Source organism: Rhodococcus sp. NPDC003348 (assembly GCF_053589375.1).
Genome location: NZ_JBSFRT010000012.1, coordinates 88,002 through 102,761, shown reverse-complemented (window position 1 = coordinate 102,761; position 14,760 = coordinate 88,002). Strand labels below are relative to the sequence as shown.

General features: G+C 69.9%; 14 protein-coding genes and 1 tRNA gene. 10 read left to right on the top strand and 5 right to left on the bottom strand.

Annotated elements, in window-relative coordinates:
* Window positions 1-108: 108 nt before the first annotated feature.
* Window positions 109-191, bottom strand: a tRNA-Leu gene (locus ACWDU4_RS10805).
* 162 nt (window positions 192-353) lie between these two features.
* Between ACWDU4_RS10805 and ACWDU4_RS10800 the strand changes: the two genes are divergently transcribed.
* From ACWDU4_RS10800 to pknB, 7 genes are all read left to right on the top strand, one after another.
* The gene (locus ACWDU4_RS10800) at window positions 354-1,682 is read left to right on the top strand and encodes an FhaA domain-containing protein (protein ID WP_450113893.1); all 1,329 of its coding nucleotides are present in this window, start codon (window positions 354-356) and stop codon (window positions 1,680-1,682) included.
* A 162-nt stretch (window positions 1,683-1,844) separates the two neighbouring features.
* Window positions 1,845-2,309 carry an FHA domain-containing protein FhaB/FipA gene (locus tag ACWDU4_RS10795; protein WP_450113892.1) on the top strand — a complete coding sequence of 155 codons (465 nt, stop codon included), beginning with the start codon at window positions 1,845-1,847 and terminating at the stop codon, window positions 2,307-2,309.
* Complete coding sequence (locus ACWDU4_RS10790) at window positions 2,306-3,754, top strand: PP2C family protein-serine/threonine phosphatase (RefSeq protein ID WP_450113891.1); 1,449 nt, start codon at window positions 2,306-2,308, stop codon at window positions 3,752-3,754. Before ACWDU4_RS10795 ends, ACWDU4_RS10790 begins: the two co-directional genes overlap by 4 nt.
* The gene (locus ACWDU4_RS10785) at window positions 3,754-5,208 is read left to right on the top strand and encodes an FtsW/RodA/SpoVE family cell cycle protein (protein ID WP_450113890.1); all 1,455 of its coding nucleotides are present in this window, start codon (window positions 3,754-3,756) and stop codon (window positions 5,206-5,208) included. Before ACWDU4_RS10790 ends, ACWDU4_RS10785 begins: the two co-directional genes overlap by 1 nt.
* Complete coding sequence (locus ACWDU4_RS10780; protein ID WP_450113889.1) at window positions 5,205-6,701, top strand: peptidoglycan D,D-transpeptidase FtsI family protein; 1,497 nt, start codon at window positions 5,205-5,207, stop codon at window positions 6,699-6,701. The genes ACWDU4_RS10785 and ACWDU4_RS10780 overlap by 4 nt, the downstream gene beginning before the upstream one ends.
* On the top strand, window positions 6,698-8,053 hold the full coding sequence (locus ACWDU4_RS10775) for a serine/threonine-protein kinase (RefSeq protein WP_450113888.1): 1,356 nt from the start codon (window positions 6,698-6,700) through the stop codon (window positions 8,051-8,053). Before ACWDU4_RS10780 ends, ACWDU4_RS10775 begins: the two co-directional genes overlap by 4 nt.
* A complete protein-coding gene (pknB, locus tag ACWDU4_RS10770; RefSeq protein WP_450113887.1) occupies window positions 8,050-9,987 on the top strand; it encodes a Stk1 family PASTA domain-containing Ser/Thr kinase in 1,938 nt (645 codons plus the stop codon). Before ACWDU4_RS10775 ends, pknB begins: the two co-directional genes overlap by 4 nt.
* 150 nt (window positions 9,988-10,137) lie before the next feature.
* Here the strand turns inward: pknB and ACWDU4_RS10765 are convergent, their stop codons facing one another.
* On the bottom strand, window positions 10,138-10,797 hold the full coding sequence (locus ACWDU4_RS10765; protein WP_450113886.1) for an aminodeoxychorismate/anthranilate synthase component II: 660 nt from the start codon (window positions 10,795-10,797) through the stop codon (window positions 10,138-10,140).
* A 25-nt stretch (window positions 10,798-10,822) separates the two neighbouring features.
* Window positions 10,823-11,557 carry a DUF881 domain-containing protein gene (locus ACWDU4_RS10760; protein WP_450113885.1) on the bottom strand — a complete coding sequence of 245 codons (735 nt, stop codon included), beginning with the start codon at window positions 11,555-11,557 and terminating at the stop codon, window positions 10,823-10,825.
* A gap of 220 nt (window positions 11,558-11,777) precedes the next feature.
* Between ACWDU4_RS10760 and crgA the strand changes: the two genes are divergently transcribed.
* Both crgA and ACWDU4_RS10750 read left to right on the top strand, forming a co-directional pair.
* Window positions 11,778-12,041 (top strand): cell division protein CrgA, encoded by a 264-nt coding sequence (crgA, locus tag ACWDU4_RS10755; protein WP_450113884.1) that lies wholly within the window; start codon window positions 11,778-11,780, stop codon window positions 12,039-12,041.
* 118 nt (window positions 12,042-12,159) lie between these two features.
* Window positions 12,160-12,618 carry a PH domain-containing protein gene (locus tag ACWDU4_RS10750; RefSeq protein WP_450113883.1) on the top strand — a complete coding sequence of 153 codons (459 nt, stop codon included), beginning with the start codon at window positions 12,160-12,162 and terminating at the stop codon, window positions 12,616-12,618.
* Between the two features lie 61 nt (window positions 12,619-12,679).
* On the opposite strand, the gene ACWDU4_RS10745 is transcribed toward ACWDU4_RS10750, so the two are convergent.
* Entirely contained in the window at window positions 12,680-13,600 is a 921-nt protein-coding gene (locus ACWDU4_RS10745) for a rhomboid family intramembrane serine protease (RefSeq protein ID WP_450113882.1), read from the bottom strand.
* 16 nt (window positions 13,601-13,616) lie between these two features.
* A complete protein-coding gene (locus tag ACWDU4_RS10740) occupies window positions 13,617-14,144 on the bottom strand; it encodes a peptidylprolyl isomerase (RefSeq protein WP_450113881.1) in 528 nt (175 codons plus the stop codon).
* Window positions 14,145-14,259: 115 nt separating this feature from the next.
* Between ACWDU4_RS10740 and ACWDU4_RS10735 the strand changes: the two genes are divergently transcribed.
* A complete protein-coding gene (locus tag ACWDU4_RS10735) occupies window positions 14,260-14,730 on the top strand; it encodes a hypothetical protein (protein ID WP_450113880.1) in 471 nt (156 codons plus the stop codon).
* The last annotated feature ends 30 nt before the right edge of the window (window positions 14,731-14,760 follow it).

Here is a 14,760-nt window from a genome sequence, read left to right as displayed (position 1 = left end):
CGCCTTAACGAAGAAGAACCTGCTGTTCAGCCCAACAAAAAAGAACGAGGTCACGACCTCTCTCGAGTTCGTGACCTCGTTCGTCGCAGTTCGTGGAACTGCTCTCTGTGGGCGAAGGGGGACTTGAACCCCCACGTCCCGAAGGACACTGGCACCTGAAGCCAGCGCGTCTGCCATTCCGCCACTCGCCCGAGCGACGCTGGAAACACTAGCACGGGTACCCAGGAAACGACGATTCGCCCCCCTGACCTGCGATGATGATCACCCCCGGGGCCTATGTTCGCCGTCGCAGATATCATGCAGGTGCGGTCGAGACTGACCGCGACACGCGGAGAGGGTCGAGAGGAGGCGGCGTGGGTATCGTCCAGCGCTTCGAAAGAAGACTTCAGGGCGCCGTCGGCGACGGGCTGGCCCGGGTGTTCGGCGGAGGTGTCGTTCCCCAGGAGGTCGAGTCCGCACTACAGCGCGAGGCCGTCGACGGTCTGCAGCGACTGGACGGCGGGCACACGTTGGCCCCCAACTCCTACGTGATCACGATCAACGAGTCCGATCACGAAGAACTTTCATCCGACAGGGACTTGACAGTCAAGGCGTTCTCCCGACACCTTGAGGACTTCATCCGTGATCAGGGGTGGCAGACCTACGGCCCGATCTCCGTTCGGTTCGAGGCGTCGCCCACACTCCACACCGGTCAGTTCCGGACCAGCGGTGCAGTGGATCCGGATGTGGGTGCAACACCGCCCCCGCAACCGAATCGGCAAGTACCCTTACCGCCCGCGAACGCACGACCCTCCGCACCCATGAACTCAGGAGCTGGCCAGATGACCCAGAACTCAGGTTTCGATCCCTCGCGCGAACCCGCCGACGAGGGTCGGTACCCGCAGGACCGCCCGGTCAGCGCCCAGAACGGCAACGCCTACCCGAGCTACTCGGCGGCCGGCGGCGGCTACGACCAGCCCCGCAACGGCTACGCGCAGGGCGGTGCCCGTCAGAACGGCTCCGAGTACCCGGCCAACCCGTACCCGCAGACGGACTACGCCAACCCCTACCCGCCGAGCAGCGACTACGCCGCGCAGTCGGACTACCCGGCCAACCCGTACCCGCCGAACCCGGACTACCCGGCGTACGGCCAGCAGCAGACGGACTACGCCCAGGCCGACTACGCGCAGGCGGACTATGCCAATCCGTACCCGCCGAACCCGGACTACCCCGCGTACGGCCAGCAGCAGCCCGACTACGCCCAGGCCGACTACGCGCAGGCGGACTACGCCAACCCCTACCCGCCCAGCACCGAATACCCGGCGTACGGCCAGCAGCAGGGCTACGGCCAGCAGCAGCCGCAGTACGGCGGCCAGGCCTACGGTGCCGAGTACCCGAGCTACGACCAGAACCGCACCTTCACCGCCACCCTGCAGCTCGAGGACGGCAGCGGACGCAACTTCCAGCTGCGCGAGGGCCGCAACGTGATCGGCCGCGGCCAGGAGGCCCAGTTCCGGCTGCCGGACACCGGCGTGTCCCGCAGGCACATCGAGATCCGCTGGGACGGCCAGGTCGCGATGCTGTCCGATCTCGGCTCCACCAACGGCACCACCGTCAACGGCGCCCCCGTGCAGGACTGGCAGCTCGCCGACGGCGACGTCATCCGCGCCGGCCACTCCGAGATCCTGGTACGCATCGTCTAGTTACCAGAGAGTTACCCAAACCGACAGGCCAGCCACTAACCGACGGAAGTCCGACGGAGTTCCGTATTGTGGTGTGGGCGTTCCCCGGTGCGAGCGACGATCGCCGCATCGCAATACGACGCTGTCGGCACGATGCCGCGAACGAGGAGGAGGTGGACCGCTGTGCAGGGACTCATCCTGCAGTTGACCAGGGCCGGTTTCCTGCTGCTCCTGTGGCTGTTCGTGTGGGCGGTGCTCCGCACCCTGCGCAGTGACGTCTACGCCGCCGCCGGCGTCCGGGTTCCGCCCCGATACAACCGCAGCTCCTCGGTGCTGCCCTCGTTCGGCAAACCGAAGGTCGCCAAGAACCTCATCGTGACGCAGGGAGCGCTCGCCGGCACCCGGATCACCCTGGGCACCCAGCCGGTCCTCATCGGCCGCGCCGACGACTCCACCCTGGTCCTCACCGATGACTACGCCTCGACCCGGCACGCACGCCTGTCGCCCCGCGGAACAGATTGGTACGTGGAGGATCTCGGCTCAACGAACGGCACCTACCTCGACCGGGCGCGCGTCACCACCGCCGTTCGGGTGCCGTTGGGCACCCCGGTCCGGGTCGGTAAGACCGTGATCGAGCTCCGCCCGTGACCCTCGTCCTGCGCTACGCAGCGCGCAGCGACCGCGGCCTCGTGCGGTCCAACAACGAGGATTCCGTCTACGCCGGTGCGCGGCTGCTCGCGCTCGCCGACGGGATGGGCGGCCACGCCGCCGGTGAAGTCGCGTCGCAGTTGATGATTGCCGCCCTGGCGCACCTCGACGACGACGAGCCCGGCGACGACCTGCTCGGCAAGCTCGAAGCCGCGACCCGGCACGGCAACGCCGCCATCGCCGAACAGGTCGAGGACGAGCCGGAACTCGACGGCATGGGCACCACCCTGACCGCGATCCTGTTCGCGGGCAGCAAGCTCGGCCTGGTGCACATCGGCGACTCCCGCGCCTACCTGCTCCGCGACGACGTGCTCACACAGATCACCCGGGACGACACCTTCGTGCAGTCCCTCGTCGACGAGGGCCGGATCACCGCCGAACAGGCGCACACCCATCCGCAGCGGTCGCTGATCATGCGGGCGTTGACCGGCAACGAGATCGAACCGACGCTGACCGTGCGCGAGGCCCGCGCCGGGGACCGCTACCTGCTGTGCTCCGACGGACTGTCCGACGTCGTCAGCGACGAGACCATCGCCGACGTCCTGCGCGGCGGCACCCCGGCCGAATCCGCGGACCGGCTCATCGAACTTGCCCTGCGCAGCGGCGGACCCGACAACGTGACCGTCGTCGTCGCCGACGTCATCGACCTCGACTACGGCCCGAGCCGGCCCATCGTCGGCGGTGCCGCCTCCGACGAGGAGGAGGACACCCCGCCGCCGGACACCGCCGCGGGCCGGGCCGCCGCGATGCGTCCGCCACGGGCCACGCCCCGCCGGGTGGCCGTCGCCGAACCCGAACCGAAGAAACGTCACCGGCTGCGCTGGATCCTGCTGGCCCTCGGCCTCGTCGTGGTCCTCGCAGTGGGGGTGGTCGTCGGCCGGATGCTGATCCGGCACAACTACTACGTCGGCGCCGACGACGGCCGCGTCGCCGTGCTGCGGGGTGTGCCCGGCTCGGTGCTCGGCTACTCACTGCAGGACGTCAACCTCCTCGGCTGCGTCACCGACACGGGCGACCTGACGCTGGTCGCGCCCGAGATCACGCCCACCTCGTGCACGATCCTCACCGTCGACGACCTGCAGCCGTCCGCGCGGGAGCAGGTCCGGGCCGGGTTGCCGTCCGGGTCGCTCGACGACGCGAAGGACCAGATGCACCGGCTCACCGACGGCGACCTGCTGCCGGTGTGCACACCCGAGCCCACCACCACCGCGCAGCCGACGCCGACCCCCGCCCCGGCCCCCACACCGGTCCCGGAACCCGGGGCCCCGCCGGCCGCGCCCCCGGCACCGGCACCGGCTCCCACGGCCGAACCGACCCCGCCTGCCGCGACCACCGAGACGACGCTGCCCCAGGTTCCGGGACAGAATTGCAGGACCGGTAGCTGATGTCCGTGTCCTCGGCACCCTCGGGCGCCTCCTTCCCGAGTCCTCCGGGAGGGTTCGCCCCCGCCCCCCAGCAGTCCAACCGCCGCGGCGCGGAACTGCTGCTGATCTGTGCCGCCATCGCCATCACCACGCTCTCGCTGGTGCTGGTGGAGGCGAGCCAGGAACAGGCCATCACCTGGGACCTGGCGAAGTACGCGCTCGCGTACGCGGCGCTGTTCCTGATCGCGCACGCGGCCGTGCGCCGGTTCGCGCCGCACGCCGACCCGCTGCTGCTGCCGATCGTCGCGCTGCTCAACGGTCTCGGCCTGGTGCTCATTCACCGCCTCGACCTGGCGGACGCCTCGACCGCCGCCTACTTCGGCCGGGAGCCACCCTCCCCCGACGCCACCCAGCAGGTGCTGTGGACGGCGCTGGCCATCGCCGGGTTCATCGCCGTACTGGTGCTCCTGCGCGACTACCGACTGCTCGCGCGGTACAGCTACACCCTCGGCCTGGCCGGTCTGGTGCTGCTGGCGATCCCCGCGCTGCTGCCGTCGTCGATGTCCGAGGTGAACGGCGCGAAGATCTGGATCAAGCTGCCGTTCTTCAGCATTCAGCCCGGCGAGTTCGCGAAGATCCTGCTGATCATCTTCTTCGCGTCGGTGCTGGTGTCCAAGCGCGAACTGTTCACCACCGCGGGCAAGCACGTGTTCGGCCTGGACCTGCCGCGCGCCCGCGACCTCGGCCCGATCCTGGTCGCGTGGGTCGTCTCGATCGGCGTGCTGGTGCTCGAGAAGGACCTGGGCACCTCGCTGCTGCTGTTCAGCACGGTGCTGGTGATGCTGTACGTCGCCACCGAACGGGCCGGCTGGCTCGTCATCGGCGGCGGCCTGCTTGCACTCGGGTTCGTGCTCGCCTACCAGATGTTCGGGCACGTGCGGGTCCGGGTGAACACCTGGCTCGACCCGCTCGCCGACTACAACAACACCGGCTACCAGATCTCCCAGTCGCTGTTCGGCCTCGCGACCGGTGGGCTCGCCGGCACCGGACTGGGCAGCGGCCGCCCGTCGCAGGTCCCGTTCGCGAAGACCGACTTCATCGTCGCCACCATCGGTGAGGAACTCGGTCTGATCGGGCTCGCCGCTGTGCTGATGCTGTTCCTGATCTTCGTCATCCGCGGTCTGCGCACCGCGCTGGCGGTCCGGGACAGCTTCGGCAAACTGCTCGCCGCGGGCCTGTCCTTCACGATCGCGATCCAGCTGTTCGTGGTCGTCGGCGGCGTCACCAAACTCATCCCGCTGACCGGCCTGACCACCCCGTTCATGTCGTACGGCGGCTCCTCGCTGCTGGCGAACTACCTGCTGCTGGCGTTGCTGATGAAGATCTCCGACGCCGCCCGCACCCCACCCGAGCCGAAGAAGAAGGGACCCGCACCCATCGCGGACGCACCGACGGAAATGTTGAGGCGCACATGAACACTCCGCTGCGCCGCGTCGCGATGGCCGTGATGGTGATGGTCGTCGCCCTGCTCGCCAACGCCACCTACGTCCAGGTCATCAAGGCCGACGACCTGCGCACCGACCCGCGGAACTCGCGGGTGCTGCTCGACGAGTACTCCCGCCAGCGCGGGCAGATCTCCGCCGGGGGTCAGGTGCTGGCCGCGTCGGTCCCCACCGACGATCGATACAAGTACCTGCGCACCTACCCGCCGAACCCGACGGCCCCGTCGAGCCCGTTCGCGAACGCCCCCGTCACCGGCTTCTACTCGATGCTCTACGGCAACACCGGCCTCGAGCGCTCCGAGGACGCGGTGCTCAACGGCTCCGACAACCGGCTGTTCGGACGCCGCTTCTTCGACCTCGTCTCCGGGCGGGATCCGCGCGGCGGCAACGTCGTGTCCACCATCGACCCCGTCGTCCAGCAGGTCGCGTACGACCAGCTGACCGCGAAGGGCTACACGGGATCCGTCGTCGCGATCCGCCCGAGCACCGGCGAGATCCTCTCGATGGTCAGCACCCCCAGCTACGACCCGAACCTGCTGGCCAGCCACGACGGCAAGGTCAGCACCCAGGCGTGGGAGGAGCTCAACGCCGACCCCGACAAGCCGCTGCTCAACCGCGCGATCTCGCAGACCTACCCGCCCGGCTCGACGTTCAAGGTGGTGGTCACCGCGGCCGCGCTGACGAACGGCGCGAACCCGGACGAGCAGCTGACCGCCGCCCCGACCATCACCCTGCCGGGGACGACGACCACCCTGGAGAACTACAACGGCACCACCTGCGGGTCCGGCCCGACCGCGTCGCTGCGGGAGGCGTTCGCCCGCTCCTGCAACACCGCGTTCGTCGAACTCGGCATCCGGAACGGCGCCGACGCCCTCAAGGAACGGGCCACCGCGTTCGGGATCAGCCCGGACTCGCCCGGCATCCCGCTCCCCGTCGCGGACGGCACCATCGGCACCATCCCGGACGACGCCGCGCTCGGCCAGTCCAGCATCGGCCAGCGGGACGTGGCGCTGACGCCGCTGGAGAACGCCGTCATCGCCGCAACCGTCGCGAACGGCGGGGTCCGGATGCAGCCGCACCTGGTCGCGCAGCTGCAGAGCCCCGACCTGTCGAACCTGGCCACCACCGCCCCCGAATCCAAGGGGCAGGCGGTGTCCCCGCAGGTCGCGGCCACCCTCACCGACCTGATGATCGGCTCGGAGAACAACACCGGCGGCGGGAACAAGATCCCGGGCGTGCAGATCGCGTCCAAGACGGGCACCGCCGAACACGGCAGCGACCCGCGGAACACCCCGCCCCACGCCTGGTACATCGCGTTCGCGCCGGCCCAGAACCCGCAGGTCGCGATCGCCGTGATCGTCGAGGACGGCGGCGACCGGGGTGCGGCCGCGACCGGTGGCTCCGTGGCCGCCCCGATCGGCCGCGCCGTCATCGGTGCCGCCCTGCAGCGGGAGGGGGAACGATGAGCCTGCAGAACGGCGGTGTCATCGCCAACCGCTACCGGCTGCTGCGCCTGATCGCCACCGGCGGCATGGGTCAGGTGTGGGAGGCCACCGACAACCGGCTGCACCGCCGCGTCGCCGTCAAGGTCCTCAAGTCGGAGTTCTCCTCCGACCCGGAGTTCCTGGAACGGTTCCGCATCGAGGCCCGCACCACCGCCCAGCTGAACCATCCGGGGATCGCCGGCATCTACGACTACGGCGAGACCCGCGACACCGCCGGCGCCGCAACCGCCTACCTGGTGATGGAACTGGTCAACGGGGAACCGCTCAACGCGGTGCTCGCCCGGGTCGGACGGCTGTCGCTGCCGCACGCCCTCGACATGCTCGAACAGACCGGTCGGGCGTTGCAGGCCGCACACGCCACCGGAGTGGTGCACCGCGACGTCAAGCCCGGCAACATCCTGATCACCCCGACCGGGCAGGTGAAGATCACCGACTTCGGCATCGCGAAGGCGGTCGAGGCGTCACCGGTCACCCGCACCGGCATGGTGATGGGCACCGCCCAGTACATCGCCCCCGAGCAGGCCCTCGGCCAGGACGCGTCGCCGGCCAGCGACGTCTACTCGCTCGGCGTCGTCGGCTACGAGGCGCTGTCCGGGCATCGCCCGTTCAGTGGCGACGGCGCGCTGACCGTGGCGATGAAACACGTGCAGGAGATCCCGGCCCCGCTGCCGGCGGACCTGCCGCCGAATGTGCGTGAACTGATCGAGATCACGATGGCGAAGGACCCGGCGGCGCGCTACCACAGCGGCGGCGAGTTCGCGGACGCCGTCGCGGTCGTCCGGTCCGGTGGCCGACCACCGATGCCGGGGTCCGGTGCGCCGACAGTGGCGGTGGCGCCGCCCACCGCGGCCACCCAGGTGCTGGCCCCGTCGACGGGTGCCTATGCTGGGCCCGATCCGGCGGCGGAACCGCCGCCGTCCGGGCTGACCAGCGGACAGAAGGCCCTTGCGTGGGCCGGCGGCGCGTTGGTACTGCTGGCCCTGCTCATCGGTGGAGGAATGTTGCTGTTCGGTGGAGGCGGTGAACCGTCGAGTCCGGCGACACCGACGACCACCCGCATCCCGGTGACCACCACTCACGCCCCGACCACGACCCGACCGCCGACCACGGAATGGACCGCCGAGCCGACCACGGAACGCACGACGGAACGGACCACGGAACGCACGACGGAACGGCCCACGACGACAACCGAGCCGCCGACCACCACGACGGAACGGACCACCACGACGACCACCGAGCCGCCGACCACCACCACGACCACGACCACCACGACGACCGAGACGACGACCTCGGCTTCCCAAGGACAGCCATGACGACACCGCGCAAACTCTCCTCCCGCTACGAGCTGGGTGAGATTCTCGGCTTCGGTGGCATGTCCGAGGTCCACCTCGCCCGCGACCTGCGGCTCAGCCGGGACGTTGCCATCAAGGTCCTGCGTGCCGACCTGGCCCGCGACCCCACGTTCTACCTGCGCTTCCGCCGGGAGGCGCAGAACGCGGCGGCGCTGAACCATCCGGCGATCGTCGCCGTCTACGACACCGGCGAGGCCGAGACCGACGGCGGCCCGCTGCCGTACATCGTGATGGAGTACGTCGACGGAGTCACCCTGCGCGACATCGTCCGCAGCGAGGGCCCGATGGCGCCGCGCCGCGCGATGGAGGTCATCGCCGACGTGTGCGCGGCGCTGGACTTCAGCCACCGCAACGGCATCGTGCACCGCGACATCAAGCCCGCGAACATCATGATCAACCGCTCCGGCGCGGTGAAGGTCATGGACTTCGGCATCGCCCGCGCGATCTCGGACAGTTCCAGCCCGATGACGCAGACCGCGGCCGTGATCGGCACCGCGCAGTACCTCTCGCCCGAGCAGGCGCGCGGTGAACAGGTCGACGCCCGCTCCGACGTGTACTCGCTCGGCTGCGTGCTGTTCGAGGTGCTGACCGGCGAGCCTCCGTTCAAGGGCGACTCCCCGGTCGCGGTCGCCTACCAGCACGTCCGCGAGGATCCGGCGCTCCCGTCGTCGGTGAACCCCGACATCCCGCGCGAGCTGGACTCGGTGATCCTCAAGGCGATGAGCAAGAACCCGGCGAACCGTTACCAGAGCGCCGCCGAGATGCGCGGCGACCTGGTGCGAGTGCTCGGCGGGCAGCGTCCGTCCGCACCCATGGTGATGAACGACGAGGACCGCACCACCATCCTCGGCGCCGTCGACAACAACTCCGGCCGGTACGCGGCCACCGCGCCCGCCAACCCGGCGCCGGCGGCCACCGCCGCTGCCGCGGCGGCGCAGCCCCAGCAGGGGTCCCGCAAGGCCCTGAAGATGACGCTCGCGGCGATCGCGGCCCTCGCCGTGATCGGCATCGTCGGCGCGTTCCTGTGGTCGCTCGGCCCCGGGTCGAAGGCCGCGCAGGTCACCGTCCCCGACGTGACCAACCAGTCGTCGCAGGCCGCACAGACCGAACTGCAGAACCTCGGCTTCCGGGTGCAGACACAGCCGAAGCCGAGCGACGTCGTAGCCAACGGCAACGTCATCGCCACCATTCCCGTCGCCGGCTCCCGGGCCGACGAGGGCACCGTCGTGACCCTCGACGTCTCGTCCGGGCCGCAGCAGGTGGAGGTGCCGAAGCTGACCGGCATGACGCAGTCGCAGGCCGCGCAGGCGCTGAACGCGATCGGGTTGTCGCTCGACCCGACCGTGGACCGGGCGCCGTCCTCGACCGACCAGCTCGACAAGGTCACCGCGCAGGAGCCGACCTCCGGCACGAAGGTCGATCTCAACGGCACCGTCCAGGTGACCCTCGGCAGCGGACCCGAACAGGTCCGGGTGCCGAACGTCGTCGGGCAGACCCTCGAGGTGGCCCAGCCGAACATCGAGGGCGCCGGCTTCAAGGTCCAGGTCGAGAACATCGACTCCGGCCGCCCCAAGGGCCAGGTGGTGTCCACCGAACCGACCGGCGGCGACACCGCCTCCCGCGGCAGCACGGTCACGATCAAGGTGTCGAACGGCAACATGATCCAGATGCCGGACCTGAGCAACCTGACCGTCTCACAGGTCCTCGACTCGCTGCGCAAGGCCGGCTGGACCGGCTCGTCGAGCCAGCTGGTGCAGCGTCCGGAGCCCACCCTGGAAACGGATCAGGTCGGCAAGGTGGTCTCGCAGACCCAGCCTCCGGGTTCCGAGGTGTCGAAGACCGCGTCGATCACCGTCGGCATCGGTCAGCTCGGCATCCCGAGCGGCGGCCGCTGACCCCACCCCGGTTTTCCGAACGGCCCACCGGTTCAGTTGACCTGAACCGGTGGGCCGTTCGGGAGTTTTGGGAGCGCAGGCGGGTTCCCTAATGTCACATTGGCTCGCCTGAAGTGACTCGATGTGACCTTACGGAACCCCGGGCGCAGGTCAGGAGTGGGTGAGGGCGTCGCCGAGGGCGCGAGCCATCTCGGCTTCGAGGGTCTCGATCAGCGCCTCGGCAGGCCGCTCACCACACACCTCGAGCCAGTTCGCGAGCATCCGGTGCCCGCCCTGCGTGAGCACCGACTCCGGATGGAACTGGACGCCGTGAATCGGCAGGTCCCGATGCCGCAGCGCCATCACGATGCCGGTGTCGGTGTGAGCCGTCGGGATCAGTTCCTCGGGCATCGTCTCGGGCAGCACGGTCAGCGAGTGGTACCGGGTCGCGGTGAACGGGCTCGGCAGCCCGGCGAGCACGCCGGTGCCGTCGTGCGTGACCTGGCTGGTCTTGCCGTGCAGCAGCTCCGGTGCCCGGTCGACGGTGGCGCCGAACGCGGCCCCGATCGACTGGTGGCCCAGGCACACACCCAGCAGCGGCGTGCCCGTCTCCGCGCAGGCCGCAACCAGGTCCATGCTGGCGCCGGCCCGCTGCGGGGTGCCGGGACCGGGGCTCAGGAGGATGCCGTCGAACTCCGCCGCGACGGCCGCGCGGTCGTCGAGGCGCGGGTCGTCGTTGCGCCACACGGTCGCCGTCGTGCCCAGCTGACCCAGGTACTGGACCAGGTTGAAGACGAAGCTGTCGTAGTTGTCGACGACGAGGATGCGCATGGCGTCAGGATAAGGGGACGCCGGGTCACCGGGCGAACTTGGTGCGCATCTGCCCGTCGTAGGCGGGGACGGTCAGCGAATCCGAAGTGGTCTGGCTGAACCCGAGCCCGTACCGGACCGCGTACTGCTTGAACAGCCGCACGCCCGGTTCGGCGTCCAGGGCTGCGGTGAGCCGGGCGGGGTCGCCCAGCGCGGTCATCACATACGGCGGGCTGTAGGTACGACCGTGCAGCAGCAGCGTGTTGCCGATGCAACGGGGTGCCGTGGTGGCGACGACCCGCTGGTCCTGCATGCCGACGGCGGTCGCGCCGCCCGCCCACAGCGCGTTGAGCACCGACTGCACGTCCTGCTGGTGCACGACCAGATCGTCGGGCCGGGCTCCGGCGGGATAGTTGCCGTCGGAGTCGCGGGGGGCGTCGGTGAGGGTGACGGTGACGCCGGCACCTGTGGCCTCGGACAACCCCGCCGCGCCCTCGAGGCTGCGCACCCGGTCCAGGACCTGCGCGACCCCGGTGTCGGAGCCGGCGGCGCTGGCCTGCAGCGCGTCGACCTGCGCGACGAGTCCGTCCCGGTCGGCGGTGACCCGGTCGAGGTCGCCCTGCGCGGCCCGCACCAGGTCGGACAGTCGGGTGGTGTCTCCGCGCCGCAACTCGTCGCCCGCGGAAACCTCGCGGGCGGTGGCGAACAGCAACCCCGCGACCAGGCAGACGATCGGCACGCCCACCAGCCAGAGCCGCGACCGGCGGACGCCTTCGGTCATCTCTGTGCCTTCCCCGCGCAGTCGGAGTGTCATCGGTGATCTGGTCCGCCGCCGGCGGAGTGGTCGAGGTCCGCCCCGGGCGGTTCGGTGCTGGGCTAGCGTGTATCCCGCTACCGTAGGCTCGAATCTACCTGGGAGGTGTCGGAGACGACGCCGACCGCGGTCGCACACCGTTCATCCACAGGGCCGGCTGCCCTGGTCACAATCACCCGAGGACGTCATGCCGAAGTCGAAGGTCCGGAAGAAGACGGACTACACCGTTGGCCCTGCGAACCGCACGCCCGTGAAGGTCAAGGCCGGACCGTCGAGCACCTTGTACGTGTCGGTGATGCTCGGCCTGATGCTGATCGGTCTGGCGTGGCTGATCGTGTACTACCTGGCCGGGGACCAGATCGAGTTCATCAACAACCTGGGTGCATACAACTTCCTGATCGGGTTCGGATTCATGGTCGCTGGCCTGATCATGACGATGCGGTGGCGATGACCTGCAGTTTCACCCGTCCACTCCCCGCCAATTACACACATGTCATTCATCCCCATTGTGGATAACCGCTGTGGATAACTTCGGGAGTACGAGTGCACAACCCACCTCGGGGCCGAGAATGACGCCCCCACGGTCCTGGTCCACCCCGACGGCGGCGCTGGCCGCCACGGGGATCGGCGGGGTGGCGATGGCGGCGGCCGCCCTCGCGCTGCCCGCGGATCCCGCCGGACGGTTCCTGATCGGCCTGGCCGCGCTCGGCCTGCTCGTGGTGACCGCGTTGGGCCTGCGGCAGCGGCCGCGGCTCGCGATCCAGGAGGGCAACCGCGGCCTGACCATGCAGCGCCTGCGCGGGCGCCTCGACGTCGACCGCTCCGAGCTGAGCCGGGTCCGCATCGTCCGCTACCCGCGTCTCGGCCGCCGCGTCCCGATGCTCGAGATCGACGTGCGACCGCCCGGGTCCGATGACGACCGGCTGATCATCTTCGGTCGCTGGGATCTCGGCGCCGATCCGACCGTCGTCTTCGAGGAGCTGAACTCCCGCGGCCTGGTCCCGCCGGACCGTCGCACCACTCCCTGACGACGGGGAACCCCGCCGGTCCGACCGGAGGCCGGGGCCCTCCACCGCGGCCGCCGCGGCGTCAGAGACCCAGTTCGCTCCGCAGTTGCACGATCCGCATCGCGACGACACCGACGGTGACGACGACGACCGCGGCGAACCCGACCCAGCCGAGGGTGCGGGCCTGCTTGCGCTGCTGCGGATCACCGGCCAGGCCGGGTGCGTACATGAACACCGCGGTGGCCGCGGCGCCCGCGACCAGTCCGCCGAGATGTCCCCACAGCGAGATGCCGGGGATCGTGACACTGATGATGACGTTCAGCGCGATGACCGCGAGGACGGGTCCGGGACTGCGGCGCATCCGCAACAGGATCACCGCCTGCGCGCCCATCAGGCCGAACACCGCGCCCGATGCGCCCGCGGTGACCGCGTCGATCTGGAATGCCATCACCGCGGCCGAACCGCCGAGGATGGACACCAGATACACCGCCAGGTACCGGGCCCGACCCAGAACCAGTTCGGTGTCCCGGCCGATCACCCACAGGGCGAACATGTTGACGGCCAGGTGCAGCAACCCGAAGTGCAGGAAACCGCTGCCCAGGACGCGGACCAGGTCCCCGTTGGCGACGGCAGGCGGCCACAGCGCCCAGTCGTTGAACAGCACCGACCCGCGGTGGTTGTCGCTGATGTTCCCGGACTGCGCGACGGTGACCGCGAAGGCGAGGGCGTTGAGCGCGATCAGGACGTACGTGACGATCGGTGTCGGCAGCCCGGCACGGACCGGGGCACCGGCGGCGGTGCGGACGGTCGCGGTCTGGCGGTTCGCCGCGGCGACGCAGTCGACGCAGTGCTGACCGACCGAGGCCATGTGCAGGCATTCGGGGCAGGCGGGGCGTCCGCAGCGCGTGCAGGACAGTCCCGTGGGACGGTCCGGGTGCCGCACGCACCGCGGTTGGGGCGGGATGCCCTCGCCGGGCCCACCGCCCCAACCGGGGTTCGTCATCTGGTTCCTCGGTCGATCAGGAGATGGTGATGCTGTTGATCACGACCGGCTCGACGGGGCGGTCGGAACGGTCGACCGGGGTCGCCGAGATGGCGTCGACGACCTTCTTCGACTCCTCGTCGACGACCTCACCGAAGATGGTGTGGCGACGGTTCAGGTGCGGGGTCTGGCCGGTGGTGATGAAGAACTGCGAGCCGTTCGTGCCCGGGCCGGCGTTCGCCATCGCCAGCAGGTAGGCGCGGTCGAACTGCAGCTCGGGGTGGAACTCGTCGGCGAACTTGTAGCCCGGGCCGCCGCGGCCGGTGCCGGTCGGGTCGCCGCCCTGGATCATGAAGCCGTCGATGACGCGGTGGAAGATCGCCCCGTCGTAGAACGGGCCGGACTTCTCACCCTTGGCGTTCTCGGTGGTGTAGTCGGCGGATCCGTCGGCGAGGCCGACGAAGTTGGCGACCGTCTTCGGCGCGTGGTTGCCGAACAGGGCGATCTTGATGTCGCCACGGTTGGTGTGCAGCGTTGCGGTTGCGGTCTGATTCGGTGTGCTCACCCCTCCATGGTGCCATTCACACGCACCTCTGGTGCCATTCACACGCACCTCTGGTGCCATTCACACGCACCTCTGGTGCCACTCACACAGCACGGACATGTGGGACAGTGGAGCAATGACTCGCGCTACCAAGCAGTCCCCCGCCCCGGCACCGGTCGAGCTCGAAGACGAATTCGACACCCACGCACCGGTTCTGACGACGTCCGGAACCGATTCCACCGACCCCGGCATGGCGCTGCGGCTGGCGAAGGCCTCCGCGCTCGGCGTGCTGAAGGGTGCCGGCGGTCTGGTCAAGGGCGGTGGCACGGTGAGCGCCTACCTTCTCGGCCTCGGGTACTCGATGGCGAAGTCGGCGTTGTCCCGGCCCAGGCATGCCGCCGCGGCCCCGCTGACCGACGAGAACGTCGTCGCTGCTGCGGTCGCCCCCGACCACCGCGGCGGCCGGTTCCGTCGGATCGCGGTGGTCGGCGCGCTCGGCGTCGCCGTCGCCGCGGGTGTCGCGGTGTGGCGACTGCGACGCGCGGAGCCGGCACCGGTCGCGGACCAGCCGCCGAGCCTGCGCGACCTCGAGGCCGTCGAGCAGTAGCGGTTTCACGTGGAACGGGCCCGGCACCTT

Bases quoted from the DNA above. Each gene is read 5' to 3' on its own strand.
- ACWDU4_RS10785 (WP_450113890.1), top strand. From the start codon at position 3,754: ATGTCCGTGTCCTCGGCACCCTCGGGCGCCTCCTTCCCGAGTCCTCCG.
- ACWDU4_RS10780 (WP_450113889.1), top strand. From the start codon at position 5,205: ATGAACACTCCGCTGCGCCGCGTCGCGATGGCCGTGATGGTGATGGTC.
- ACWDU4_RS10775 (WP_450113888.1), top strand. From the start codon at position 6,698: ATGAGCCTGCAGAACGGCGGTGTCATCGCCAACCGCTACCGGCTGCTG.
- pknB (WP_450113887.1), top strand. From the start codon at position 8,050: ATGACGACACCGCGCAAACTCTCCTCCCGCTACGAGCTGGGTGAGATT.
- ACWDU4_RS10765 (WP_450113886.1), bottom strand. From the start codon at position 10,797: ATGCGCATCCTCGTCGTCGACAACTACGACAGCTTCGTCTTCAACCTG.
- ACWDU4_RS10760 (WP_450113885.1), bottom strand. From the start codon at position 11,557: ATGACCGAAGGCGTCCGCCGGTCGCGGCTCTGGCTGGTGGGCGTGCCG.
- crgA (WP_450113884.1), top strand. From the start codon at position 11,778: ATGCCGAAGTCGAAGGTCCGGAAGAAGACGGACTACACCGTTGGCCCT.
- ACWDU4_RS10750 (WP_450113883.1), top strand. From the start codon at position 12,160: ATGACGCCCCCACGGTCCTGGTCCACCCCGACGGCGGCGCTGGCCGCC.
- ACWDU4_RS10745 (WP_450113882.1), bottom strand. From the start codon at position 13,600: ATGACGAACCCCGGTTGGGGCGGTGGGCCCGGCGAGGGCATCCCGCCC.
- ACWDU4_RS10735 (WP_450113880.1), top strand. From the start codon at position 14,260: ATGACTCGCGCTACCAAGCAGTCCCCCGCCCCGGCACCGGTCGAGCTC.